The organism is Photobacterium sp. BZF1 (assembly GCF_014349205.1).
GTDB lineage: Bacteria > Pseudomonadota > Gammaproteobacteria > Enterobacterales > Vibrionaceae > Photobacterium.
In genome coordinates this window covers 1-23,516 of sequence record NZ_JACSOF010000067.1, presented here as the reverse complement: position 1 = coordinate 23,516, position 23,516 = coordinate 1, and the positions used below count along the sequence as shown (strand labels likewise).

Sequence of the window (23,516 nt, the reverse complement as noted above, 5' to 3'; positions counted from 1 at the left end):
ATCATTATCTGTATACCTCTTAGCTTTTAAAAAACTCAATGAGTGTTTGTAATTGGAATGTAGCGAGGTGTGCATATTTAGTCCCATGTTATTATGTTTCAAAATATGTGTGCAAATGGTTTTATATTGAAATTGGAGCAGTTTAAAAGCTCTCGTGTATCCGTTTCATTGCATATGATGACTTTCAAATCGGTATTGATGATAAAGCGTCAGTAGAGGATGTATATCCTTAGGTGGGGTAACTCGAAAGTGCTCTAAACTTTTTTAAGTCTGCTTGTTTTTAGATAAGACAGAGTGATGTTCTTGGTCGCAATACAACTGAGCAGCTTGTTGCCAAATTATGAAATAACCTGCTTCAGAAATAACAGTCTTTTGTACAAACTCATATGTTAATTCTGCAATAGCCTTTTGCACAAACGAGCCAACTCATTTGTGCCACAAACCTTGTTGCGTTATTCACTTGTACGACCATACCATTCTTGAAAGTGGGCTCTTTCAGTCCTGCATTGTTGTAAGGTTAACGTTTTTATTTGGTGGTCGGATGTACCACCTCGGCCCCGTTTAGTCGTGAGCCCCGAGGATAGGCATAAGTTACGATTTGCTATTGGACGAATTAACCCCTCAGCTGTTAACTCAATTTGCTGCAGCTCACTGTCATTACATTTATTGAGGTTTACTTGAGCGCCAACAGAGAGATCACTAAATTCTGCGCAAAGATAAAAATGGGGGAGGTAAAATTGGTTTTGGGTTAGTTTAGTTGAGTCAAACACTTGGTCAATGCCTAAATCACCACGGTAGCTGTAACACGTGTGAGATTGTAGTGGTTTATCAATGGTAGCATTTTCACCCTGCCCAACCATATCTATGCAGTAGCTACTTAGAAAACCATCTAGTTGGTGTTTTTGTGCAATTTCCACATCTTGTGCCATCGCTATTGGTAGGCTGGACGTGACCGTAATCGACAATGCCAAAAATAGGCGATTCATACTGGTTCCCTATACCAATTACTTCGGAGTTATTATTCATTACCTTACACAGTAAAAAGCATAGTTTAGATCTATCCTCTAGTCAGGCCGATATGTTCAGAAACGTTTATGTCCTATTTTCCTTTAACCTCGCCTTACCCTTGCTATGGTTAACATACGAGCCTTACTGATACCTTGTTTTCGTATTTGGTAAATCCAAACCGAAACTGTCATCGATTCATATACCTGAGCCATTAAAGGTACTCTATATGCCAAATGTTTTAAAATCATCATTATTGGTTGGGATAGTTTGCTCATTGATTAATCCTGCTTATTCTCAATTAGATGCACCATCGTTGCCAGATACTGGTCAAACAACTCAATATGATACTAAAGGGAAGCCCTTAGCTGCCTCTGAAAGTAGCTTATATACAGGTCAAGATGCCTCAATAAATAGTAATCCTTTGAGGTATCAAGATAATGGCGATGGTACAGTTACTGACTTGAATACAGGTTTAATGTGGCAGAAAGCTCATGATACGATCAAACGTAACTTAGCTGACTCAGTTGCTGTTGTTGAGGCTATGACCTTAGGTGGGTATAAGGATTGGCGACTACCAACGATTAAAGAACTATATTCATTAGCTGACTTTGACGGTGAGTTAATGAAACCTGAAAGTGGAAAAGAAAGCCGCCCATATATTAATACAGTATACTTTGACTTCCAGTATGACAAGAGAGTTCCATTTGCGGGTGCATTTTGGTCTAGCACGGTTTATAACAAAGGAGGGGTGCAAAATGTTACGATCCATGGAGGACTTGAGGGTGGTTTTGGATTTAACTTTGCTGATGGCCATATAAAATCATACGAGACAGGTAAATTCGTCGATGGGACTGTTATTCAAAAGTCGGATAACATGTTTGTTCCAGGTAACTATGTTCGCGCTGTGCGCAATACTACGACGCTATATGATATGGAATATATTGACAACCAAGATGGCACAGTTACAGACAAATCGACAAATTTGATGTGGGCGAAGAGTGATAGTGGCAAGCGTATGAACTGGGTTGAGGCTCTGGAATTTGCCAATAACTCTACACTTGCTGGATATAGTGATTGGCGTCTACCAAATGCAAAAGAACTTCAATCATTGGTTGATTATGAGAAGAAAGACTTACCTGCTATTAATACAAAGTATTTTAATGTGACTTTAACTCAGTTTAAATCACAACAAGATTCATATTATTTCTGGACGAGTACAACGCAAGGTGATTTTAAACATACTGCAGTCTATATCGCATTTGGGCAAGCATGGAGCAAGAAAAACTCAGACTCTACAGATTACTATGACTGGCACGGCGCTGGTGCGCAACGCAGTGACCCCAAAAGTGGTTCACCTTCAGAATATGAGCTCGCTTCTGAAATGGCAACAGACTATATCTCGATTGATAACTGGGTTCGTTTGGTTCGAGATGCTAAGTAATTAGTGGATTTAAGCAAACAATACAACTAACGATACGATAGTAAACGCTTAAATCAAATATTTGTCTGCACAAGAGTAAAAAATGTAACACACCTCTGTAAAGAGGCGTGTTACAACTATGTTCTGGATAGTGTTCTGGATAGTCATATTACTCATAATCGCTATATGCGTCTTCCTGCAGGGCCTCTGGGTCAAGCATGTGATGGAAAATTCTTAAGACGGCGCTGACCTATGTCGCTGCCTCGCTGACCAGCTTGTTAAACTTGGGGCGATGGATCGCGGTGCTCCGTCGTTAATGGCTGCTTGACAAAATTGTAAAATTACAACCCACCTGTCTTCCGACTCTACCCTTAGTATCAAGAAAAACTGCCCTACGTAGTTTATTCCGGTTTAAAATATCTGCTCAGTAGTCATTATGCCCAATATCGTTTAAGGCAATGTAACTGAAATCCATTTTAAGGGTGTTAAAGAGGTAGTTTGTTACATGCGAAAATCAGATAATAAGGTCGAAAATCTAATTAGAGACGTGTTGACCGACGTTTGTGAAGATACTTTAAAAGGCTACGATGGTTTTCTTTGGGTAACTCATACGGTCAAATATTCTTCTTTCCCACAAAGCTTAAAAATCGTCTGTGTATTCGAAACGAATCAAGATAGAGCAAACTTTTTAGTGGGGGAAGGCCAGCAGCATGTCTCAACAGCTATCCAAAAAGCGTTTAATAGGGTTGGGGTGCAATTAAAGAACGTAGGTAAGAAAATCATTTACGAGACACAGCAAAATCGCGAGTGCGGTCTTCAAGGAAAGTGAGTTGGCTTGGTAGTACCTGTTTTCGATTTATTCGCAAGATTAGCCGTTTATAGCTTTATATTGTATTTAAGCTAAGGATTGAAAATATTATTTATGGATATGGATATGGATATGGATATGGATAAATACGACCCCACCATGGGTGAGGCTGTATATAAGTTACCCGCCCTAACAGGGTAGGGCGGCATTATTCGTTAGGCGCCTGCAGGCTCTATGCACAAGCTGTAGGTGTATTGCTTGTCTGTCAGTTTGAACTCTTCATGGACACTTGGGCTCCATGAGTCATCACCGCCTACTCCCATGTGCTGGTGGTCGATACGCAGGTAGATTTGCTGTTCGGCCTCAAGTTCGTTGGTGTGTTTCGCTACCGCCAGTTGCTGCTGACTGTAACGGCTCACACTGAACTGGAAGTCACCAGAGATACTCAAGCGGCCAATAGATAGCGATTTACAACCGCAGCGCAGTCCGTTATCTGTCGGGAAGATGTACGGGGTATGCATGCTTTCCAACGTCTGGGTGTACTGGCCAAAACGTGCACCTGTTAGCCGGTCTGGGTAGTTCTCGAATGGGCCTAGTCCACGCCATTCAATGTGCTGCTGTTCTTGTTGAATCGGCAGAGCGAGTTCAATACCAATGCGCGGCATTGGTGGTAGTTCATCGGCAAGTTTTACCGAAACATCAACCTTGGTTTGGCCTTGGCTGTCTAGGGTGTAAGTCCAGACGGTGATCGCCTGTACATTGCCGTTGAAGGTATACACGAACGTTGAAGTGACAGCGACGTGGTGGCTAAGGGCATTTACCTGGCAATCTACGCACTCGCGATCCCACTTGCCGATACCAGCAGCATCCCAGCGACATACCCAGGCATTAGGATCAACGAAATCTACCTCACTCACACCGATGTCGTTATCCAGTGGGGCACGGAAGAAGTTATCAACCGGTGAAGACACTAACTGTTGCTTGCCTTCAATTGACCATTTCTCCAGCAATCCACTCGCTTTGTTCCAGCTCCAATTGTGTTTACCGTCTTTGCTGCTGACCAAAATGTTGTGATCATCTTCAGTCGCCAACGGGGCCTTGCTTTGGCTGAAAGCAGGGTAAGCTAAGGAGTTACGGTTGGTCACTGCAAACTGCTCAATGGCAACAATATGTCCGGCTTCTGCCCATGGCGTAGTTTCACGTAGCTCGATATCAGTATTGAGGTGGTAAACCGCACCAGCACGAGGCTTGAAGTCAACATCCACACAAAGGATCTTCTGGCTATCTGCAGGTACATCCAGTGATTGTTCACCAGAGGCAATCTCATGGCCATCTTCAAGCAGCGACCATTTCAGTTGTTCATTGTCAGTGGCACGGAACAAGTTCTCGTTGGTCACCGTAAGGGTATATGCCACACAGTTCGCCAGTTGCTCTTCACTATCAAGCTGGACAGTGATCATGCGTTGGCAGTGCTTGGCTTCTTCCAGCGTCGGGTGCAAGGTTCTGTCAGGGAACACCAATCCGTTGATACAGAACTGACGGTCATTGATGGCATCACCAAAGTCACCGCCGTAGGCCCAGAAATGATTACCTTTGTCATCAAACTTGCTGATCCCTTGATCAACCCAGTCCCAGATAAAACCGCCTTGCAGGCGAGGGTAGTCGCGGAAGGCATCCCAGTACTCGTTGAAACTGCCTAGGCTGTTCCCCATTGCATGGGCATACTCACACAAGATTAATGGGCGGTTCTCATTAGGTAGGGAGACCCACTTCTTGATTGACCACTTTGGCACGGCTTCATCGGCAATAGTGGTGTTCACGCGGGCATACATAGGGGCAATGATATCGGTTGCTGTCGTATCGGAACCGCCACCTTCATATTGAACCGGACGGGATGGGTCAAAGTTCTTCGACCAGGCATACATGGCGTTATGGTTGCTGCCATGGCCGGATTCATTACCCAGTGACCATATAATGATTGAAGGGTGGTTCTTGTCGCGCTGTACCATTTGGGTATAGCGGCTCATGTAAGCGTGTGCCCACATCGGGTCGGCGGATAGGCGGTTCATCGGCTCCATGCCATGGGTTTCGATATTGGCTTCGTCGCACACATACAAACCGTACTCGTCACACAGCTCGTACCAACGTGGGTGGTTAGGGTAGTGGGCGGTACGGACCGCATTGAAGTTATACTGCTTCATCAAGCAGATATCTTTGATCATATCCGCTTCTGTCATGACATGGCCAAGCTCAGGGTGGTGCTCGTGGCGATTAACACCGCGGATCAGCAGCGGTTTACCATTGAGGCAAAGCTGGCCGCCGATGGTTTCGACCTTACGGAAGCCAACTTGGTAGGCTTCACTTTCAATATGGTTGCCATCGGCATCAAGCAATGAGACCACACAGCGATATAGGTTTGGCGTCTCGGCACTCCACTTGTTCGGCTCGCGTACTGACATGGTTTGGAATACCACGTCGTTGTAACTGCCGCGTTCGTCAATACGGCGGTTGTTCGGACGATCAACTACGGGTTCTGTAATTGCCTGCTCACCGTCAAACAGCTGGATCTGTACCTGATGATCAGCTGAGGCATTGATGTGGGTAACCACAGACAAACTGCCGTCACGGTAACACGCATCGAGATCTGGCGTGATAAATACATCTTCAATGCACTGCGAAGGCTTGGTCAATAGGGTTACATCGCGGAAGATACCGCTCAGCCACCACATGTCTTGATCTTCTAGGTAGCTGCCGTCACTCCAGCGGATCACCATTACCGCTAAGGTGTTTTCTCCAGCAACAAGGTACTGGGAAAGGTCGAATTCTGCCGGTAGGCGGCTATCTTGGCTGTAACCGACCCAATGGCCGTTACACCACATATGAAAAGCGGAGTTAACACCATCGAAGATAATACGGTGGTTTTGATCTAGCTGGCTTTCTTCAACCACGAAGCTTGTTCTGTAGCAACCTGTTGGGTTGTCTTTCGGCACGAAAGGTGGGTTGACTTCAAACGGGTACTTTACGTTGGCATAAATCGGTTTGTCATAGCCTTGCAGCTGCCAGTTTGAAGGGACTGGAATGTTGTCCCAACCCTGATCATTGAAGCTAGGAGTCACGAACTCGCCGTCGACTTGCTCCGGGGCATCGAAAAGCTTGAATTTCCATTCGCCGTTCAATGATTGGCGCTGGGCATTTTTTGCATCGCGTGCACTTTCAATGTCACGGTAGCTGGCCAGTGGGCTATGCGCAGACAAACAATGGATGTTCACTGACTGAGGGTTTTCCCAGTCTCGGCGCTGAATTATGTTAGAAAATGCCGTCATCGTTATCCTACTTATATTGATCTTACTTAATCTTGAAAATTTTAGTTGCTGTACCGCACGGCGATAGTTGGTGCCCTGCGGCTAGATATTCTTTGTACTTTTTGGGGCGGCTGTTATTGGGCCAATGTGTTCAACAGGTAATCTTTGGCCTGTTCATGGCCTGCTGACTCGGCTTTGCTGGCCCAATCAACGGCTTGTTTCAGCTTTCCGCTATTTACGGCTTCATCAATTTGCTGTTTGAAATAGTGCCAGTTGTCTGTGTCAACGGATGCAGTCAGTTTGGGTGTCGCAGAAATAGAATTTGATACAGTATTAGGTGCTGTTTTTGAAACAGTTGCGGCTGAGGCCTCTTTAGCCGTTAAGCTAGAAAGCAGGTCTACCACAGGGTTGCCGAAGTGCTGCTGTGTAGTGACTTCAACTATGCCAATCGGCGACAATGTCGCATAAAGTGGAAGGCGTTTATTACCGATAATGTTCTGTGATTCGGCAAATTCTTGTTCTGGGTGGATACGTTCCAGCTGATTGCCAATCTGCGTGGGATCGTGCTGGATCACCAAATAAGCCATGTTGTTAAGTTGCGTGCTGAGGATAAATTTACCTTCAATACGCTCGAGACCACCTAGGCTACTGGTGAAGTAATGAAAATCTTCAGTGGTGTACTGTTCGACCAACTGCCATTGATTGTCGAAAATGTTTATGGTCGGGGCGATAACTTGGTTGTCTTTAATCGGAGCTTTGACTGTCAGCATGAATGGAGAAGCCGTTTGCGGCAAGCTAAAAGCTTTGGCTGGCGAGCGGTCTGATTCCTCATTGCCATTATGGGCTAGGGGAAGGGTTTGGCCATTGCCATCGAGAATCACATACTGTTGGCTATCTAATACCAACGGTTGGATTGAAAGCGCAGCAATAGATTCGCAGCAAGCCGATTGGGTAAGGTCGGTATTGAGTGCCGTGTCTGGAAAACTGCTGCAAGCGGTTAGGCTCAGGCCTAGCAGAATGGTCGCCAACTGATTCTTCTTCATGCTTTATCCTTAGGGTACAGGCCACAAAAGGCCTGTACCATTTTTAGTCAAGTTTGAGCGAGCGGGTGATTACCACCAAGTCTCGACGTTGAAGCCAAAGGTCACTTCGTCAACGTTGTCCTTGCCGCTGGCGTTACGCATAGCTGTGCCGTAGGTATCGCCACCACGGTTCCACTCGTCGTTCTTCTCGGAGTAGGTTGCGAAAATACGCAGTGACGGGCGAGCCCATACGCCTTTACCGGCCTGGAACATTTGGGCAACAGTGACTTTGTACATGTCATTGGTGCCAGCACCATTTTGTGCTTCGACGGTTTCATAACCAACTTCCAAAGCCGTTGCCATGTAATCTGTCCAGCTGTACTGAGGACGGGCACCGACACTGAACCACTTCTCACCATCATTGTTATCTAGGTTTTTATCCTGATAGGCGATGGAGTACATCACTTGGAAATCTTCGTTGACGTTCAGATCGCCAGAGTTAAAGATTCGCCAGCTATAACCATCATGTTCAACGCCAGTGCTGTACTTGCGGTTAGAGCCGCCTTCAGCACTCATCAAACCACCGGCAAGGGCATCGGTACCATATTGAAGGGCTAGGGTATTCGAACCGTATTCCCAAGCTTGACGGTAAAGGGCCGATAGCATGGCACCAGATGTGGTGATATCTGATTCTTCGTAACTAGAGTTTTGGGTGAAAATGTAGTTCAAGCCGAAGGTCAGGTCAGCAGTATCGCTGATAGCAATGTCACTGATACGGGCATCGATGTTATGCAAACTGCGGCCATCAGCACTGGAGTTCGGTGCCATCCAGGCAATGTGGCCGTTACCGAAGCCAAGGTCCCAATCTTCGATACCAATACCTGTGCTTGATGTATCCCAGTACTTGATATCAATCATGTGGACTTCGTGGCGGCGGTAAAAGCGCTCACCGGCCCACACTTTGGCATTTGGCTGCGATGCGAATAGGCCGTGACCTGCTGACCACATCTGGATGATGCTGACATCACCCCAGCTCTCGCCGCTGCCTAGGTAAAGGGTAGTATCGAAGTAAGCTTCACCGTCTTGCCACACATCGGCTTTCAGGCCGGCTTCCCACCAGTTAAGCTCATTACCCAAGCGGTAGTTACCATAACCCTCGCTGGCGCGGATCACGTCGTTACGCTCACCTTTGCCATCATTATGGTCATCATTGTCTGTGTAGATATTTCCCCATTTGGCATAGCCAAAATATTGAATATTCTCTACGGCTGCTTGGCTGGCTAGTGGGGCCATTATCAGTGCTATGCCGACTGCTTTTGCTAGCATCTTCTGTTTCATGAAACGTCTCCATCATTTTGTTTTTTTATGTATGGGTCCTAACTCAAGAGCGATCCTAGCATTGCTCTGGAAACGTTTACAGTGAGGTGCGGCGTATTTTACCTAAGAAAGTTAAATCAATTAATAAAACTGTAATTTAGCTCACATTAACGGCGTATTTTGGCTGCTTTTGATGAGAAAATGCACAGCGGGTAGTTTTGATGGTCCGGAAACGATTACAGATAAGTGGGTTGGATATGAAGGGAAGGAAATAAAAAGCCCAACAAAACAATGGGTTGGGCTTTTTTGATCAATGGAAACAAACTTCTTTCCCAAGCAGTACAGATTGCTCGGTAAGCCAAGTAAAGAAGCTATCTATGAGTGTTTTGAGTTAGGAACCCAAGGATAACGTTTCACTCTGAATCACAATAGTCACAGAATACGTCAGCTATTAGTGTGAATTCAAGTAATATGTGAAACTCCTTGAATGGAATTACAACCCAAAACACCGCATTTTTACTGGTGTGGTATCGATTTCACCAGCATCAGTTACTTGTCGAAGGTACGAGCACGGGTTCGCTCCAGGCGCTTGAGGATTCGGTCCAATCGGTCAGGGTGGACCATGAATTCCTGGAACGCTTTCATTCCTTCCTGTGCCATTGCCGGATCAGTATCACGGTCGTAGAACTGTGAGGTCCCGGACGCGCTGTTTAGCATGGCAATCCCTTTGTTGAGGAACACATCGTCAGTGACCGTAGACTTATTGTTAGTCGGGATCTGAAGCAGTGCCTCGTTCATTTTGGTTTGGTTCTCAGCGCGTGCGATAAAGGCTAGGAACTTACGGGCATTGTCTTTGTTTTTAGCTTTGCTTGGGATGTGAATGGTATCAATCGGGGCTTCTTCAGCCATTGCAATCTCAGGGTTTATAGCTGGGAATTGCATAAAGCCCATTTTACCTTCCAGTTCCTCAGGGAAGTTAGGGGTGATGAAATTACCAATCAAGTACATGGCCGCTTCCCCGCGGTACAAGAACGGCTGGGCTTCCTGCCAAGAGTAACCGGCATGGTTTTCCAGGAAGTAACCTTTGTCGATCAGCTCGCGCCATGTATTGAAGGTATTGCGAACGCGATCATCTGTGTAAGGGACTTTGCCATCCATTAGATCAAGGTGGAAGTCCAACCCGTTGACGCGCAGGTTGATATAGTCGAACCAGCCTGCTGCTGTCCAAAGGTATTTTGTCCCGATGGCAATAGGGGCGATATCGTTTTGTTTTAATGTTTCGGACGCGGCAAGGAATTCATCCCACGTTTTAGGCTCGCTGATTTCATACTTGTCGAAGATATCTTTGCGGTAGTAAATGCCCCACTGGTAATAGGTAAACGGCACGCCCCATTGTTTGTCGTCAACCGTCATGGCAGGAATGGTACTGGTGAAGTCCTCATACATGTTATTGGCTTGCCATACGTCACTGACATCTTCCAGCAAGCCACGGTCTACAAAGGTCTTCATACGGTTACCGGCATGCCAGAAAACCACATCGGGTGGTGAGGTGACCAACCAGTTACGCAGCGTTGTTTTATAGGCTTCTTTGTCATACAGATTGTATTTGACGGTAATATCTGGGTTTTCCTGTTTGAACTGGGCAACCATATTGTCAAATACGGCTTTTGGCGCCGGGTCGGCTTGATCTGAGTTGATAATAAGCTCAGAGGCAAAAGAAGCCGATGTCATGCTCATCGCCAGCGTGGTAGCGGTGATGATTTTATGTAGTTTTTTCATCATTTATCCTTATTAGTAGGGTAGTTGTATTTCCGTTTAACCTTTGGTCGCGCCTAGGGTTAACCCAGCAATGAAATGCTTCTGCATCGCGAAGAACAAAGCGACGGGCGGAAGGGCTGCCAATACGGCGCCGGCGGAGATCAAGTTCCAGGAAGCCAACCATTGGCCGCGTAGGGCGCTGATCCCTGCGGTGACCGGGCGGACTTCTTCACTTTGCACCAGTACCAGTGCCCAGAAGTAATCGTTCCAAATGAAGGTAAAGACCAGCACCGACAGCGCTGCCAAGGCAGGACGAACCAGTGGCAAGATGATGTACCAGAAAATCTTGAACTCGCTGACGCCTTCAACACGCGCTGCCTCAAGCAATTCATTGGGCAGGCTGACGATGAAATTGCGCATAAACAAGGTGCAGAAACCCGTTTGGAAAGCGACATGGAAAATGATTAACCCAAGGTGGGTGTCATATAACCCTGCACTGATAGTGAGGTCGCGAACAGGGATCATCAATATTTGGAAGGGAACAAAGTTACCGGCAATAAATATAGCCAGCAACCAAATATTGCCTCTGAACTTATATTTTGCCAATGCAAAACCCGCAAGAGTCGAAAGGGCAACAGCACCGGCTACGGCAGGTAGCGTAATAATCAATGAGCTAAGCAGATATTGTCCCATATCGGTGGTTTGGAACACCATCTGATAATTTTCGATTAAATTAAAGCTGGTGGGCCAACCCCAATAGTTTCCTTGATTGATATCTTCAATAGAGCGGACCGAGGTCAGCAATATAGCCAGAAGTGGTAGTAGCCATAAAATAATTGAAAAAGGCAGAGCTACCCGGTAGGCAATATTGATAGCCCTTGATGATTTATTTATAGGTGTCGGAAACATTATTTCTCACTCCTTAACATGCGAGTTAAGAAAAAGGCGATATAGATAGCCATTATCAGGAAAAGCACGACAGCAATAGCGGCACCGTAACCCATTCTGTAGTTGAAGATTGATTGCTCATACATCATGTAAGCCAGTACCGTCGAGCTTCCCCACGGGCCTCCAGCGGTCATGGTGGCAACGAGATCAAATGAGCGCAGGGCACCGATCACCGTGACTACCACAGCGATGAAGGTTGCTGGTGATAGTTGGGGTAGGATGATGTGGCGAAGGAGTTTGAACCCCTTTGCGTTATCGAGCCGGGCGGCTTCAATCAATTCTGGGTTAAGGTTATTGAGCCCGGTGAGGTAGAGGATCATGCAATAGGCAATTTGCGGCCACAGGCCAGCAGCAATAATGCCGTAGGTGACATACTGATCGCTCGATAACAGCGCAATAGGCTCTGCACCGAAAAATGCCAGAATACTATTTAACAGACCCAAACTAGGGTCGTAAAACCAAGTAAATACTAAGCCAACAATGACTTGGGATATAACAAAAGGGAAAAAGAATAACGCTTTAATCAAACGTATTCCTTTCACTTCCTGATTCAGAAATAGTGCGATAGCCAAACCAATTGGTGGGGCAAGCATAAACATAACCAACCACAACAAATTATTGGTCAGTGCGGTATAAAAGGTTTCTGAATCAAATAACTCGATGTAGTTTTCAAAACCCACCCAGACTTTCTCGCCCATACCGTCCCATTGGTAAAGGCTGAGGTTGAAGCTATTTATAATGGGGTAGAGAACATATATTGCAAATAGCACCAACGCCGGGGCAAGAAAGACCCATGGCACTAAAGAAATAGGAATAATCCGCTTCCTTTCTTGTTTAGAGTCACTGGCTCTATTTATTGTCGCTTCTGCTGAAGAAGAATGAATCATACTAGGCTCCGATTCCATGTATGCAGAGATCTCGGTTCATTGGTAAGCGTGCTTACCAAGTTGTTCTGTATGTTCTAGGTGTTGTTTTGATAGCTGTTTGATGACGCAAAGTGATTTGCGTGGTTACGATATCGACAATGGTGTTAATAAAACGTGATCAAGGAAACGTTTCCATAAATGGTGGTAATATTACTTACAATGTGTGACATGGATCTGGATAGTATGGGTAATAAATAGCTCGGTATCTTTCTCGCGTATAAGGCTGATATGTAGATTTTTCAACCCAATATACTGTTTTAAAGAGATGAAATGCGTGCTCTGTCACTATTGCCTTATGTGAATGCGGCAAGGTGTACTCAGCTCACAGTATGTTAAAAAGTTGAGTATTATTGCTCTGGAAACGTTTACTGTTGCGCTGCAATCGGGTAGCGTAAATAACGTTCTAGTTGTTTGATAAATGGCCTTGCTGACGTCCCGTAATCTCAGAGGATGAAATTATATGGCTGGTATATCCCTAAATCGCGCAGTGAAACGATTTGGAAAAGTACAAACTATCCACGGTATCGATCTGACTATTGAAGATGGCGAGTTCACTGTCTTCGTTGGTCCGTCTGGTTGTGGAAAATCCACCTTGCTTAGGCTGATTGCCGGCTTGGAAGATATTACCGAAGGCGATATCTCTATCGGCGGGGTCAACATGAATGATGTTGAACCCTCTGAGCGTGGTGTCGCGATGGTGTTTCAGTCATATGCGTTATACCCGCATATGACAGTGGAAGAAAACATGGGCTTTGGTCTCAAGATGGTGGGAGAGAAACCGGAGGTGATCAAGCAGCGGGTGAAGCATGCCAGTGATATTCTCCAGCTTGAGGCGCTGCTCAAGCGCAAACCGAAGGAGTTATCGGGTGGGCAAAGGCAGCGCGTGGCTATTGGTCGTGCGATTGTCCGCGATCCGGAAGTTTTCCTATTCGATGAGCCGCTGTCCAACCTAGACGCAGAGCTGCGGGTTGAAATGCGAATCCAAATTGCAAGACTGCACAAACAACTGGGTAACACCATGGTGTATGTCACCCATGATCAGGTCGAGGCCATGACACTGGCCGACAAGATAGTGGTATTGCGCGATGGTAGGGTAGAGCAGGTAGGCTCTCCGCTACAGCTTTATTATCAGCCAGCCAATGAGTTTGTCGCCGGTTTTATCGGTTCGCCGAAAATGAACTTTATCCCGGCTATGGTAGCTAAAAAAGAGTCACAGTCCCTGACGCTTACTTTGCCTGATGGACAATCTGTCTCGATCGCCGCCCATACAGACGGTGTCGAAGCTGGCCAGGCGGTCAAAGTGGGGATCCGCCCTGAGCATATCTTCCTCAAACCGCAAGGCAGTGAGGAAAATACTGTTGGCATTGAGTTCCAATCCGATGTGGTTGAAAGACTGGGTAACAGCACCTATTTGTTTGGTCAGTATGCAGGCGTCGATGGCTTTAAAATCCACCTACCGACCGATGAGCCTGTCGTTACCGGCAATAAGGTGAAGGTGTATATGGACAACCACAACCTGCACCTGTTCAACGAAAATGGTCTTTCTATACGTCAGTACAGTGATGCAGATGTCCCTACTCAGATTTGTGCCTAAAGCACTTACCTAACTTCCCTACAATTACCATTCCCGCATAACAAAGCCGCTCTAATGAGCGGCTTGCACTAGACGATAAACCTTAGTTTGTTTCTGGGGGTAATAGGAACACACCGTTCGGGTTAATCGTTAGATACGCATGGTCGGTGAAGCTTGAATCAAATTGTGCGGAGTTTAACTGCAACAGTAGCTCATGGCCTTGCCACTCCACCACGACTTCATACATAGAACCCATATAAGCGGTACTGGTTACCCGGCATTGTTGGCAAGGCTCTCCATGTTCGGCCAGTAAAATGGCTTCAGGGCGGACGCCAATCTGGTAGTCGCCTGGGCCAATACCTGAGACATTGTCCTTGGCTGCAGGCAAGCTATAGCCGTGGATGTCTATGGTTTCTCCGTTAAAGTGACCTTCGAACATGTTGGCTTCACCCATGAAATTCGCCATAAACATTGAAGCTGGGTGCTTGTACAAATCTGTCGGGCTACCCTGTTGCATGATGTCGCCATCTTTCATGACGATAACGGTATCAGAAACTGCAAAGGCTTCGGATTGGTCATGGGTAACGTAAAGCGATGTGATATTGAAGCGCTGCTGCAAATCGCGAATGGTCTCGCGCATATTCCTGCGTAAATTCGCATCGAGGTTACTCAAAGGTTCATCAAACAGCAGCACCTTAGGTTTGAGCACCAGTGCCCGTGCCAGTGCAACGCGCTGTTGCTGACCGCCGGAGATCTGGTCGACGAAGCGCTCGCCAAAACCTTCCAAATCAACAAGTTTGAGCGCATCATCGACACGCTTTTTGATATCGGCTTTATCAAGGCCGAGCATCTTCAAGCCATAACCGACGTTTTCGTGCAGGGACATATGGGGAAACAGGGCATAAGACTGGAATACCATACAGATATCACGATGCTGGATAGAGGTGTTGGTGACATCCTCGCCATCAATGAAAATCTGGCCGCTGGTGGGTTTTTCCAGACCCGCGACAAGGCGGAGTACCGTGGTTTTGCCGCAGCCTGATGGCCCCAGCAAGGTGACTAGGCTGCCTTTTTTGATCTCTAAATCGAGGTTGCCGATAACGGTTTTGTCGCCAAAGCGCTTACAGACGTTTTTGAGCACTACAAAGTTTTCAGTTGCCATGAATTTATTCTCCAGTTAGGACGCGTCGTTTTTGGCTTTGGAACGCGAAATGCGTGCTTCACCGACAAGGAAATCAAAAATAAGGATGATGCTCAGCATCACAACAATCAGGATGGAGCCGTAGGCAATGGCGATACCGTATTCACCGTCTTCTACCCGGTTGAGGATGTAAGAGGTTGCCACCCGGGTTTCTGGCGTTACCAGGAATATAATGGCGCTCACTGTGGTCATTGCACGCACGAAGCTGTATACCAGCGTAGATAGAATCGCCGGACGAAGTAAAGGCAATAAAATATGGGTGATGGTTTTTAGCGAGTTGGCTCGCAGGCTTAACGAGGCTTCGTCCAATGATTTGTCCAACTGGCCGAGACCGGCGACACCAGAGCGGATACCTACCGGAACGTTTCGCATCACCATGGAAATTACCACTATTGCGGCAGTACCGGTTAGGTAAACAGGTGCATCGTTAAACGCAAGGATATAGGACACACCTGCAACGGTTCCCGGTACCGCGAAGCACAGCATAGTGGCAAATTCGATTACCTTTTTGCCGTGGAACTGCTGGCGCACGACGATGTAAGCAATCAATAGCCCGAATAGCGCAGTAAGCGGTGCGGCAATACCGGCATAGGTCATAGTGGTGATCAGTGATGGCCAGGCCCCTTCGCTCATACCCATACCGAACAAGTTAATGTAGTTGGCGAAGGTCAGGCTGTAATCAACCCCCCAGTTGACGGTAAAGCTACCGTAGATAATGCTGCCGTACAGCAGGATGTTGAATGCCATCCAGAAGTACAACAGGCCCGATACACTGTGCTTCAATGTCGCAGGCAGAGGCTGGACATCGCCCCGGTAAGACTTACCGGAGATGGTGACGTAAGAGCGTTTGCCTATCCAAATATACTGCACGACGAAAATAGCCAGTGAGAACAGAAGCAATACAGCACCTAGGGTACTTGCTGAGGCATAATCTAGCTGAGCGCCAGCAATGTAGAAGTAGATCTGGGTGGCCAGTACGTCGAAGCTGCCACCGAGTACCAGAGGGTTACTGAAGTCTGCCAAAGATTGGACGAATATGATCAAAAAACTGTTCGCCAATGCCGGTTTGAGCAGCGGCATAACAATTTTAAAGAAGGTCTGGTAGCGATTGGCCCGCAGGGTATAAGACGCTTCTTCCAGTGATGGATGCAGCGACTTCATTGCACCGTCAAGGATCATGAATGACATCGGCGCGAATGCCAGTACCTGTGCCATCCATATGCCGGTAAAGCCATACAGCCAGTTGGTTTGGGTAAGGCCAAACCAATCCACCATCAATTCAGTGATATAGCCAGAGCGCCCCAACATCAGTGTGACGCCTAAGCCGACTACAAATGGCGGGGTGACGATAGGTAAAATAGAGAAGATTCGGGCAATAAAAGCACTGCGCTTGGCGATGCGGGTGGTGTAGATAGCAAAGACCAAACCGAAGAAGGTTGCACCGATCCCTACAGATGTGCCCAGCATGACGGAGTTCATGATGATCTGGATGATTTGGGCGCGGCCAAGGATATCTAGGAACTGCCAAGCGGCAAAATTCCCCATGTCATCTTTGAACATAGGGACAAAGATGGCGATGCTAGGGAAAATAATAAAGGTGGTGATCAGCAACACGATTGCGATAAGCGAGCCAATAACAAAGGTATCGCCGCCAAGGTATTCAAGCCTCGAGAAAGCCAAGGTCATGACTGCGCCAAGGACAACAAACAGGGCGATGGTTGCGTAACCCATTCCTTGCGCGGTATACCAAGAAGAGAACACTACAAACAACATGCAGAAAGCACTGTAGCCGATATCGAAATAGTGTCGGTTTTTGGCGTATTTATCCTGCACTTGGGCAGGGCGGATCAATAAAACAGCAGGGAGGGCGAACCATAACCATGAGATATTCATGCTACTCCAGCCCATCGCAGCCCTGAACTCTTCTGGGGTGGATTCAAAAAGGCCCCAATCGAGAGCAAAGACCGGCAGCAAAATAAAAGCTGCCAGTAGGCTTAATACCCAGTAGAAGACCGGGTCGCGCTTTATGGCACTTGGCGTGATTTGTGCGGCAAGTTCGTTCATTGTCTGTACCTGAAATGTAGAGCGGTGTAGGTCTTGTCTGGTGGTGCAGGACAGGGGCTGCCAGGCAGCCCCAAAGGGGATTATTGTCCCATCTTGACGACATTGACCCATTTGTTGATCAGACGTTTACGTTCGTCAGACGAACCGTATTTGTCCATGTCGTAGCTGATCAGTGTGAGATCTTCAGGGTTCAAGGCGTTTGGCGATTGCTCGGCCTTGATGTTGGTTAAGATCTGGAATGATTGGCCTTTCTGCCATGCTGTTTCCTGGCCTTCTTTTGAAAGTACAAAATCAACGAATTTTTTCGCGTTATCAAGGTTACGGGCACCTTTGATCACACTGACACCGCCGATTTCATACCCGGTCCCCTCACAAGGTGAGATCAACTCAAGAGGAGCACCTTTTGATTGCTCAAGTGAGTAGTCGTGTAGGAAACCGATGCCGATAGCAATCTCGCCACGTGCTGCATTTCGAGAAGGGGTCACACCTGATTTGGTGTATTGGGAAACGTTTTTGTCCAGCGCTTTAAAGTAGTTGAAGGCTTTGTCTTCGTCCCAAAGTTGGATGAAAGTTGCCAGTGCAGTGTAGGCGGTTCCTGAACTTTGAGGGTCGGCGATCTGGATTTCCCCGGTATATTCCGGCTTGGTTAGGTCATTCCAGCAACGTGGGATTGGCAAGCCTTTTTCTGCAAGGCGCTCTGTATTGACGCCAAAGCCAAGAATGCCCATGTATACAGCAGAAGAGTAGTTACCTTTGCGTTTAGCAGGATCCCGGAAGTCCGGCATGATGTTTTCAAGCTGTGGGGAAGGGTAGGCTTGAAGCAGGTTCATTTCGCCGGCTTGGGATTGAGGGTCCAGTGTACCGCCGTACCAGACGTCGGCGCGCGGGTTTTTCTTTTCGGCTTCGATTTTGGCCAGTGTGCTGCCTGAGCCGTTACGGACAAAGGACGTTCTTACGTTGTATTTTTCAGAGAAAGCTTTAGTTTCCGCTTCACACATCGCGTTGGTTGCACTGCAATATACAACTAGTCGACCGTCAGCCATAACCTGTGGCGCTGCAAACATTGAACCTAGAATACAGGCGGCGAGTAGCGAGCGTTTAGTTCTAACTTTCATTATTATTTCCTCTTGTTGTTTCCAACGTGTAGGGTTGGATAAGTGACAACGAGAGGAATCATAATTTTAGTTAACGGCGATCCCTGCCCGTTGTTGTGCTTTGACGAAAGGTAAAATCAGCAGCCCAATCGACGCTGCACACAGCGTGATGACACCGAAGAAACCTTCCCAGCTAAATCTTTCTATAAGCACTGCTAGCGGATAACCAGCTAGCGCGGCTCCAAAGTAGGCGAATAGCCCGACAAACCCTGTCGCGGTACCGGCAGCGTCTTTGTGGGAACACTCCGCTGCGGCCATGCCTATCATCATTTGCGGTCCGAAGACGAAAAAACCAATGGAGAAGAAGCAACCCGATAGCACCAACACGTTATCGAGCGGTGTTAGCCATAACGCCGCAACAGAGATGAAAATGCCCAGCGCAAAAATCAGGTTCATCGGCGCTCGGTTACCACGGAAAAATTTGTCTGATCCCCAGCCGCCAAATAGGGATCCGAGAAAGCCGCCGACTTCAAACATCGATACTGTGGTATTGGCCGTGATTAACGGGTAACCGTGACGTTCGGTCAGGTATAAATTCCCCCAGTCATTGATAGCAATGCGCACTACGTAGACCAGCAAATATGAGCTGCACAGTAGCCAGATATACTTGTTACCCAAGACATAGGTTTTCAATATCTGCCTGAATGACAGCCCTTTACCTTCAGCTTCGTGCTGTTTTTCCAACTCGTCATCGCGCCACTCGCCAACACTTGGCAAACCCAGGGTTTGTGGTTTGTCCCTTAGCCGAAAGCACAACACTGTGCCCACGATGATGGCGAGCAACCCCGGCAAGATGAAGCCAAACCGCCATCCCCAGCTGATTGCTATTATCCCGATAGAGATTGGGATAAGTGCACCGCTCAAGTTGTGGCAAGTGTTCCAAATTGACCACCAAAAGCCACGTTCAGAGCGTGAATACCAACTGGTCAGTAATTTTGCACAGGGCGGCCAGCCCCAGCCTTGAAACAACGCGTTGAGTGTCCATAGCAGTACGAAGGCAGAAAGCGATGAACTAAGTCCAAACAGTATGTTGATGACACCGGTTGCGATGAGGCCTAGCCCCATGAAATAGTTCGGTTTCGTTTGATCGCTGACCATACCGGAGAGAAATTTCGATGCGCCATAAGTGATGTAGAACAGGGTACCGAGTACACCGAAATCGGCAGTGCTCAGCCCGAGATCCGGCAGCATTGCTGGCATGGCAAAACTCAGGCTTTTACGGGTGAAATAGAACACCCCGTAGCCGATATACATCGCGGCCATCAAATGAAGACGCCAGTAGCGGTAGCTTTCGTTAACTTGGCTAGGGCTAGTTGCGACTGCAAACGTCATCACTTCTCCTTAAGTGCTGAGGTTGATGTTATTGATAATGTGGATGAAAAGAATGAGACAGTTTCATAATTGACTAGGAAATTTTCCTAGTTAAGGCTAGGTCGTGTCGGATTTTGTGGGTAAGTTAACAGTTATACGGCAGCCGAGCTCATTGCTGCGAATCGTCATTTGCCCGCCCAGTGCTAGAACACGCTCTTCAATGCCCTTTAGGCCGTGGCCTCGGCTTCGCCAGTCACTGGGTAAGCCAATGCCATTATCACGAAGTTCGAGGCTAAATTGGCTACCGGGCATCAGGGAGAGCTGAACCTCATTTGCCTGTGCGTGTTTGCAGATATTGTTCAGTAATTCCTGAACGATGCGATAAAGGGTCACGGCTGTGACTTCGTCTAACCGGTCTGCCAAAATCCCGAAATTGAGCTTGAAATCGACATGCCGTTCTTTGAAGCGCATTTCTGTTGCTAACTGGCGGATTGCAGCCTCTAGGCCCATTTCATCGAGTGCCTGTGGGCGTAACTGCTTGAGCAATTGGCGGGTAGATGTATGGATCCGCATTGCCAGCTCATGGGTGGTATCGGCTATTTTCTCTGCTTGTTCATTGGCAGCGAGCCTTTTCGCCAGCATAGATTGAATTTGTATCGCAGTGATGTTTTGACCTATCTCATCATGAAGCCCCCGGGCGACAGATTTGCGGATATCTTCCTCTACGTGAACAAGCTGTTTGGCCAGCTGGTTCTTATTGTGCAGTTCGGTCTGCAAATCCGCATTGGCTTTCTTCAACTGCTGGGAGAGCAGGTATTGGCGGCTGATAGCGATACCCAACCCCAATCCGATTAATGCCTGAGTCGCAATGAAGCTTTGAAGCTCAAGGTCGGATTCAAATGAGCCTGAAATCTGCCGTGCGGTGGCGAGTAAGATACTGTTCATCACACTGGCAAGTACCCCGCCTTGCCAGCCGTAGCGGTAGGCCATAAAGATATTCGGTAGCAGGAACAGCAGCAATGAAAGGGACTTCATCTCTTCGAGAAAGGTCAGCTCTGCCGCAAGGCCGATACTGAAAAAAACGAGGCACCACACCAATGCTGAGCTGCGCAACGTAATTTCCTGATGGATGAGAGTCGGGCTTAAAGGCTGCCATATTTGGCGGTGGAGGTAGTCGTACAGCAAAAAGAAAAAAGGCATTAAGAGAATGCCGCCAGTCAATGCTGAGACAGCCCCCTCCAGCGCGTAGTCAATGGTCATACCCAGAGGCTTGAAAACCATCAAGAGGGCAAGGCCACAGAGGTTGGCATAAGCGAATGCAAAACCGCACAGTGCCAGCAACTGCTTCCAATAAACGTCTAATGTTCGCCAATAAGGCTGAAAAACGATGGCCAAGCCATGGCTGAAAATGGAGAACAGCATGAGCAGGTAGAGTGTACTGTCATTGCTGATGACTGGCAGCATGAGGGCAATAAGCCCTATCTCGCCCAAGGTAAATAGAGGCCAGAGACGGCGAGGGCTGAGCGCGTAGATGGCCAGTTTTAATCCAGTCGGTAGGAAGAGTCCTGCTAATAACAGGTCGGGTACAAGGTACCGGCTGATATTCCACAGACAAAACCAGCTGATGGAGTACACAACCAAGCTGAAGGCGTATGTAAAGCCATGGGTTAGGATAAGTTTGGGCAGATGCTGTCGCCGCGTGATTTCATTCATACCGGCTCGTCATTGAGCAATTTGTGGTGTAGGGCGAAACGAATTAAGTCGACGTTGTTGGAAAGCCCAAGCTTGCTGAGAATATTTGCCCGGTGAACATGAATTGTTTTGTGGCTGATGAAGAGCTCACTACCGATTTCTTTGACATCTTTTCCCAAAATCAAATGGTCGAACACTTCCCGTTCGCGCTTGGTGAGATCATGCAGCACATCGGGTCCGGCAGATGCATTGCTTAAATTAACTAGCGCATCAGCGCAGAGGTACCTGTCACCATTTGCAACGGTACGAATCGCTGTGACAAGTTCGCTCGGGCCACAGCGTTTGGAAAGGTAGCCATAAGCTCCTGCATCAATGGCTTTGCTAACAAAAGAAGCAGAATCGTAAATACTGAGAATAATCGCCTTGAAATCGGGGTGCTTCTTACGCAGTTTTTCCAGCAATATCAGACCACTTTCATCAGGCATTGATATATCAATAACTGCTACATCGACTGCTGCTTCTGAAAGTCCACGCAATGCCTCTTTAGCGTTGCTGTATTCGCTATGCACTTGAATATCAGGCTCTATAGAGAGTAATTGTGCAAAGCCCGACCGGACCACAATGTGGTCATCGACTAAAGTGACAGTAATCATTTTTTGGAACCTACTTCATTGTCAGCAGGTTAGAAAATATCAATCTCATGGCATTAATGCACATTCGAACAGTGAAGGTGTGATAACTGTCGCTAAAGTTTGAGGCTTAGGCCGTTCATGCACCAATATAGAGTTGTTTTTATGTTTTGTAAGGCTTTAAAGGCAGGTGCAATAAATTGTCAAGGCAGAGATATATTTCTGATTTTATAAGGTAAATCCGTCAATATGATGACGATCTTGCTGGTGATTTTGCTTTGGTTTACTATAGAAGTGTGTTTTTACCTAATTATTTCAATTGCTTAATATGATTTTTTCGAGCGGAGTATACCAACCGAAAAGAATAATCTTCCCGTATATAAGTGAGATTAACCCAGCATTTACGGTTATCTAAATATGAAATTGAATGATCTTGGCTGGCATTAGATAAATTGTTTTTGAAATATTGAAATAAATATCGGCAATAGCGTTTCTACTTACTTTAAAGAGGAGAAGCGCTATGCAAAACTCAGTGGTATTGTTGATTGCAGGTTTTGGGGTATTGGTTTCATCGGCAGCAGCCAATTCACAAGAAATTTTTCAGCCCCAGGAAAAATATAAACATTACACATTTTTGGGGGCAGGAGCAGCAATAGGGGAGTCGGTCTTTTCCAGTGATGGTAGTGAGTTCAGCGTGAAACCTTACATCTTCCATCAGAGTGACTATGGCTTCATTGACGGTAGCTTGGCCAACTTAGCCCTGACGCCTTGGTTTGGCCTTTCTGGCAACATACGCTTGTCAGAAGTATCAGATGACTTCACCGACATTCCAAGTGGCATAGATAACAGGGATAGTAGTGGGGAATTGGGGGTTACCCTTGGCACAGTAGGGGCAAGGCTAACCTATTTGCATGATGTGACCGACAAGCATAATGGTTATGAACTGCAACTGCATTTAGGCAGGGCTTTTGATACCCCCTTGGATAAGCTGACCATTGCCCCCTACGTCGAGCTGAATTACCGTGATGATAAGCTCTCCCAACACATCTATAGTGTTTCTGCCAACGAAGCCAGTGCTTCTGGATTGTCGGTATTCGAAGCTAATGATACATGGGTCTACAAAGGCGGTTTCACAGCGCTCTATGATATAAGCCGACATATTCTGGGCGTTTCTAAGCTGGAACTGGAATACCACGATAGCCAAAGCCCACTGGTGCAAAATGACCTTGGTTGGAAGTTTAGTGTTGGGGCGGCCTATCGGTTTTAAGTCATCTATCCTTAAAGGTGCCTTTTTATATTTGTAGGATCCGAACATGAAAAAGCTAATTGGTTTGCTAGGTATCATGTTGTTCAGTATTTCTGTACAGGCTGGCGGTTCTGGCA

Annotated in this window: 17 protein-coding genes; 4 read left to right on the top strand and 13 right to left on the bottom strand. The window is 47.0% G+C overall.

Features of this window, described 5'->3' with window-relative positions; genetic code table 11:
* Positions 1 to 452: 452 nt before the first annotated feature.
* Positions 453 to 986 (bottom strand): RICIN domain-containing protein, encoded by a 534-nt coding sequence (locus BIZ37_RS15965; RefSeq protein ID WP_187462314.1) that lies wholly within the window; start codon positions 984 to 986, stop codon positions 453 to 455.
* Between the two features lie 248 nt (positions 987 to 1,234).
* Between BIZ37_RS15965 and BIZ37_RS15960 the strand changes: the two genes are divergently transcribed.
* Together BIZ37_RS15960 and BIZ37_RS15950 are read left to right on the top strand one after the other, a co-directional pair.
* Positions 1,235 to 2,449, top strand: a complete 1,215-nt coding sequence (locus BIZ37_RS15960; protein WP_187462313.1) for a DUF1566 domain-containing protein — start codon at positions 1,235 to 1,237, stop codon at positions 2,447 to 2,449.
* A gap of 484 nt (positions 2,450 to 2,933) precedes the next feature.
* Positions 2,934 to 3,257: a Fis family transcriptional regulator gene (locus tag BIZ37_RS15950; protein WP_187462312.1), complete on the top strand. Its 324-nt coding sequence runs from the start codon at positions 2,934 to 2,936 to the stop codon at positions 3,255 to 3,257.
* Between the two features lie 194 nt (positions 3,258 to 3,451).
* Here the strand turns inward: BIZ37_RS15950 and BIZ37_RS15945 are convergent, their stop codons facing one another.
* The 6 genes from BIZ37_RS15945 to BIZ37_RS15920 form a co-directional block, all read right to left on the bottom strand.
* A complete protein-coding gene (locus tag BIZ37_RS15945) occupies positions 3,452 to 6,559 on the bottom strand; it encodes a beta-galactosidase (protein ID WP_187462311.1) in 3,108 nt (1,035 codons plus the stop codon).
* Positions 6,560 to 6,672: 113 nt separating this feature from the next.
* Positions 6,673 to 7,581, bottom strand: a complete 909-nt coding sequence (locus tag BIZ37_RS15940) for a MalM family protein (RefSeq protein ID WP_187462310.1) — start codon at positions 7,579 to 7,581, stop codon at positions 6,673 to 6,675.
* Positions 7,582 to 7,650: 69 nt separating this feature from the next.
* Complete coding sequence (locus tag BIZ37_RS15935) at positions 7,651 to 8,898, bottom strand: carbohydrate porin (protein WP_187462309.1); 1,248 nt, start codon at positions 8,896 to 8,898, stop codon at positions 7,651 to 7,653.
* A gap of 528 nt (positions 8,899 to 9,426) precedes the next feature.
* A complete protein-coding gene (locus BIZ37_RS15930) occupies positions 9,427 to 10,656 on the bottom strand; it encodes an ABC transporter substrate-binding protein (protein WP_187462308.1) in 1,230 nt (409 codons plus the stop codon).
* Positions 10,657 to 10,692: 36 nt separating this feature from the next.
* The gene (locus BIZ37_RS15925; protein WP_187462307.1) at positions 10,693 to 11,544 is read right to left on the bottom strand and encodes a carbohydrate ABC transporter permease; all 852 of its coding nucleotides are present in this window, start codon (positions 11,542 to 11,544) and stop codon (positions 10,693 to 10,695) included.
* Complete coding sequence (locus tag BIZ37_RS15920) at positions 11,544 to 12,470, bottom strand: carbohydrate ABC transporter permease (RefSeq protein ID WP_187462306.1); 927 nt, start codon at positions 12,468 to 12,470, stop codon at positions 11,544 to 11,546. Before BIZ37_RS15920 ends, BIZ37_RS15925 begins: the two co-directional genes overlap by 1 nt.
* A gap of 499 nt (positions 12,471 to 12,969) precedes the next feature.
* Between BIZ37_RS15920 and BIZ37_RS15915 the strand changes: the two genes are divergently transcribed.
* Positions 12,970 to 14,103 carry an ABC transporter ATP-binding protein gene (locus BIZ37_RS15915; protein ID WP_187462305.1) on the top strand — a complete coding sequence of 378 codons (1,134 nt, stop codon included), beginning with the start codon at positions 12,970 to 12,972 and terminating at the stop codon, positions 14,101 to 14,103.
* An 82-nt stretch (positions 14,104 to 14,185) separates the two neighbouring features.
* Here the strand turns inward: BIZ37_RS15915 and fbpC are convergent, their stop codons facing one another.
* From fbpC to BIZ37_RS15885, 6 genes are all read right to left on the bottom strand, one after another.
* Positions 14,186 to 15,244 carry a ferric ABC transporter ATP-binding protein gene (gene fbpC, locus BIZ37_RS15910; protein WP_187462304.1) on the bottom strand — a complete coding sequence of 353 codons (1,059 nt, stop codon included), beginning with the start codon at positions 15,242 to 15,244 and terminating at the stop codon, positions 14,186 to 14,188.
* A gap of 15 nt (positions 15,245 to 15,259) precedes the next feature.
* Positions 15,260 to 17,347: an iron ABC transporter permease gene (locus BIZ37_RS15905; RefSeq protein WP_187462303.1), complete on the bottom strand. Its 2,088-nt coding sequence runs from the start codon at positions 17,345 to 17,347 to the stop codon at positions 15,260 to 15,262.
* Positions 17,348 to 17,427: 80 nt separating this feature from the next.
* On the bottom strand, positions 17,428 to 18,462 hold the full coding sequence (locus tag BIZ37_RS15900; RefSeq protein WP_187462302.1) for an ABC transporter substrate-binding protein: 1,035 nt from the start codon (positions 18,460 to 18,462) through the stop codon (positions 17,428 to 17,430).
* Positions 18,463 to 18,528: 66 nt separating this feature from the next.
* Positions 18,529 to 19,833, bottom strand: a complete 1,305-nt coding sequence (uhpC, locus tag BIZ37_RS15895; protein WP_187462301.1) for an MFS transporter family glucose-6-phosphate receptor UhpC — start codon at positions 19,831 to 19,833, stop codon at positions 18,529 to 18,531.
* Positions 19,834 to 19,929: 96 nt separating this feature from the next.
* Entirely contained in the window at positions 19,930 to 21,525 is a 1,596-nt protein-coding gene (locus tag BIZ37_RS15890) for an MASE1 domain-containing protein (protein ID WP_187462300.1), read from the bottom strand.
* On the bottom strand, positions 21,522 to 22,157 hold the full coding sequence (locus BIZ37_RS15885; protein WP_187462299.1) for a response regulator: 636 nt from the start codon (positions 22,155 to 22,157) through the stop codon (positions 21,522 to 21,524). The genes BIZ37_RS15890 and BIZ37_RS15885 overlap by 4 nt, the downstream gene beginning before the upstream one ends.
* A gap of 496 nt (positions 22,158 to 22,653) precedes the next feature.
* Here BIZ37_RS15885 and BIZ37_RS15880 point away from each other — a divergent pair, with 496 nt between their 5' ends.
* Positions 22,654 to 23,400, top strand: coding sequence for a MipA/OmpV family protein (locus tag BIZ37_RS15880; protein WP_187462298.1), 747 nt, complete (start codon positions 22,654 to 22,656; stop codon positions 23,398 to 23,400).
* Positions 23,401 to 23,516 lie beyond the last annotated feature (116 nt).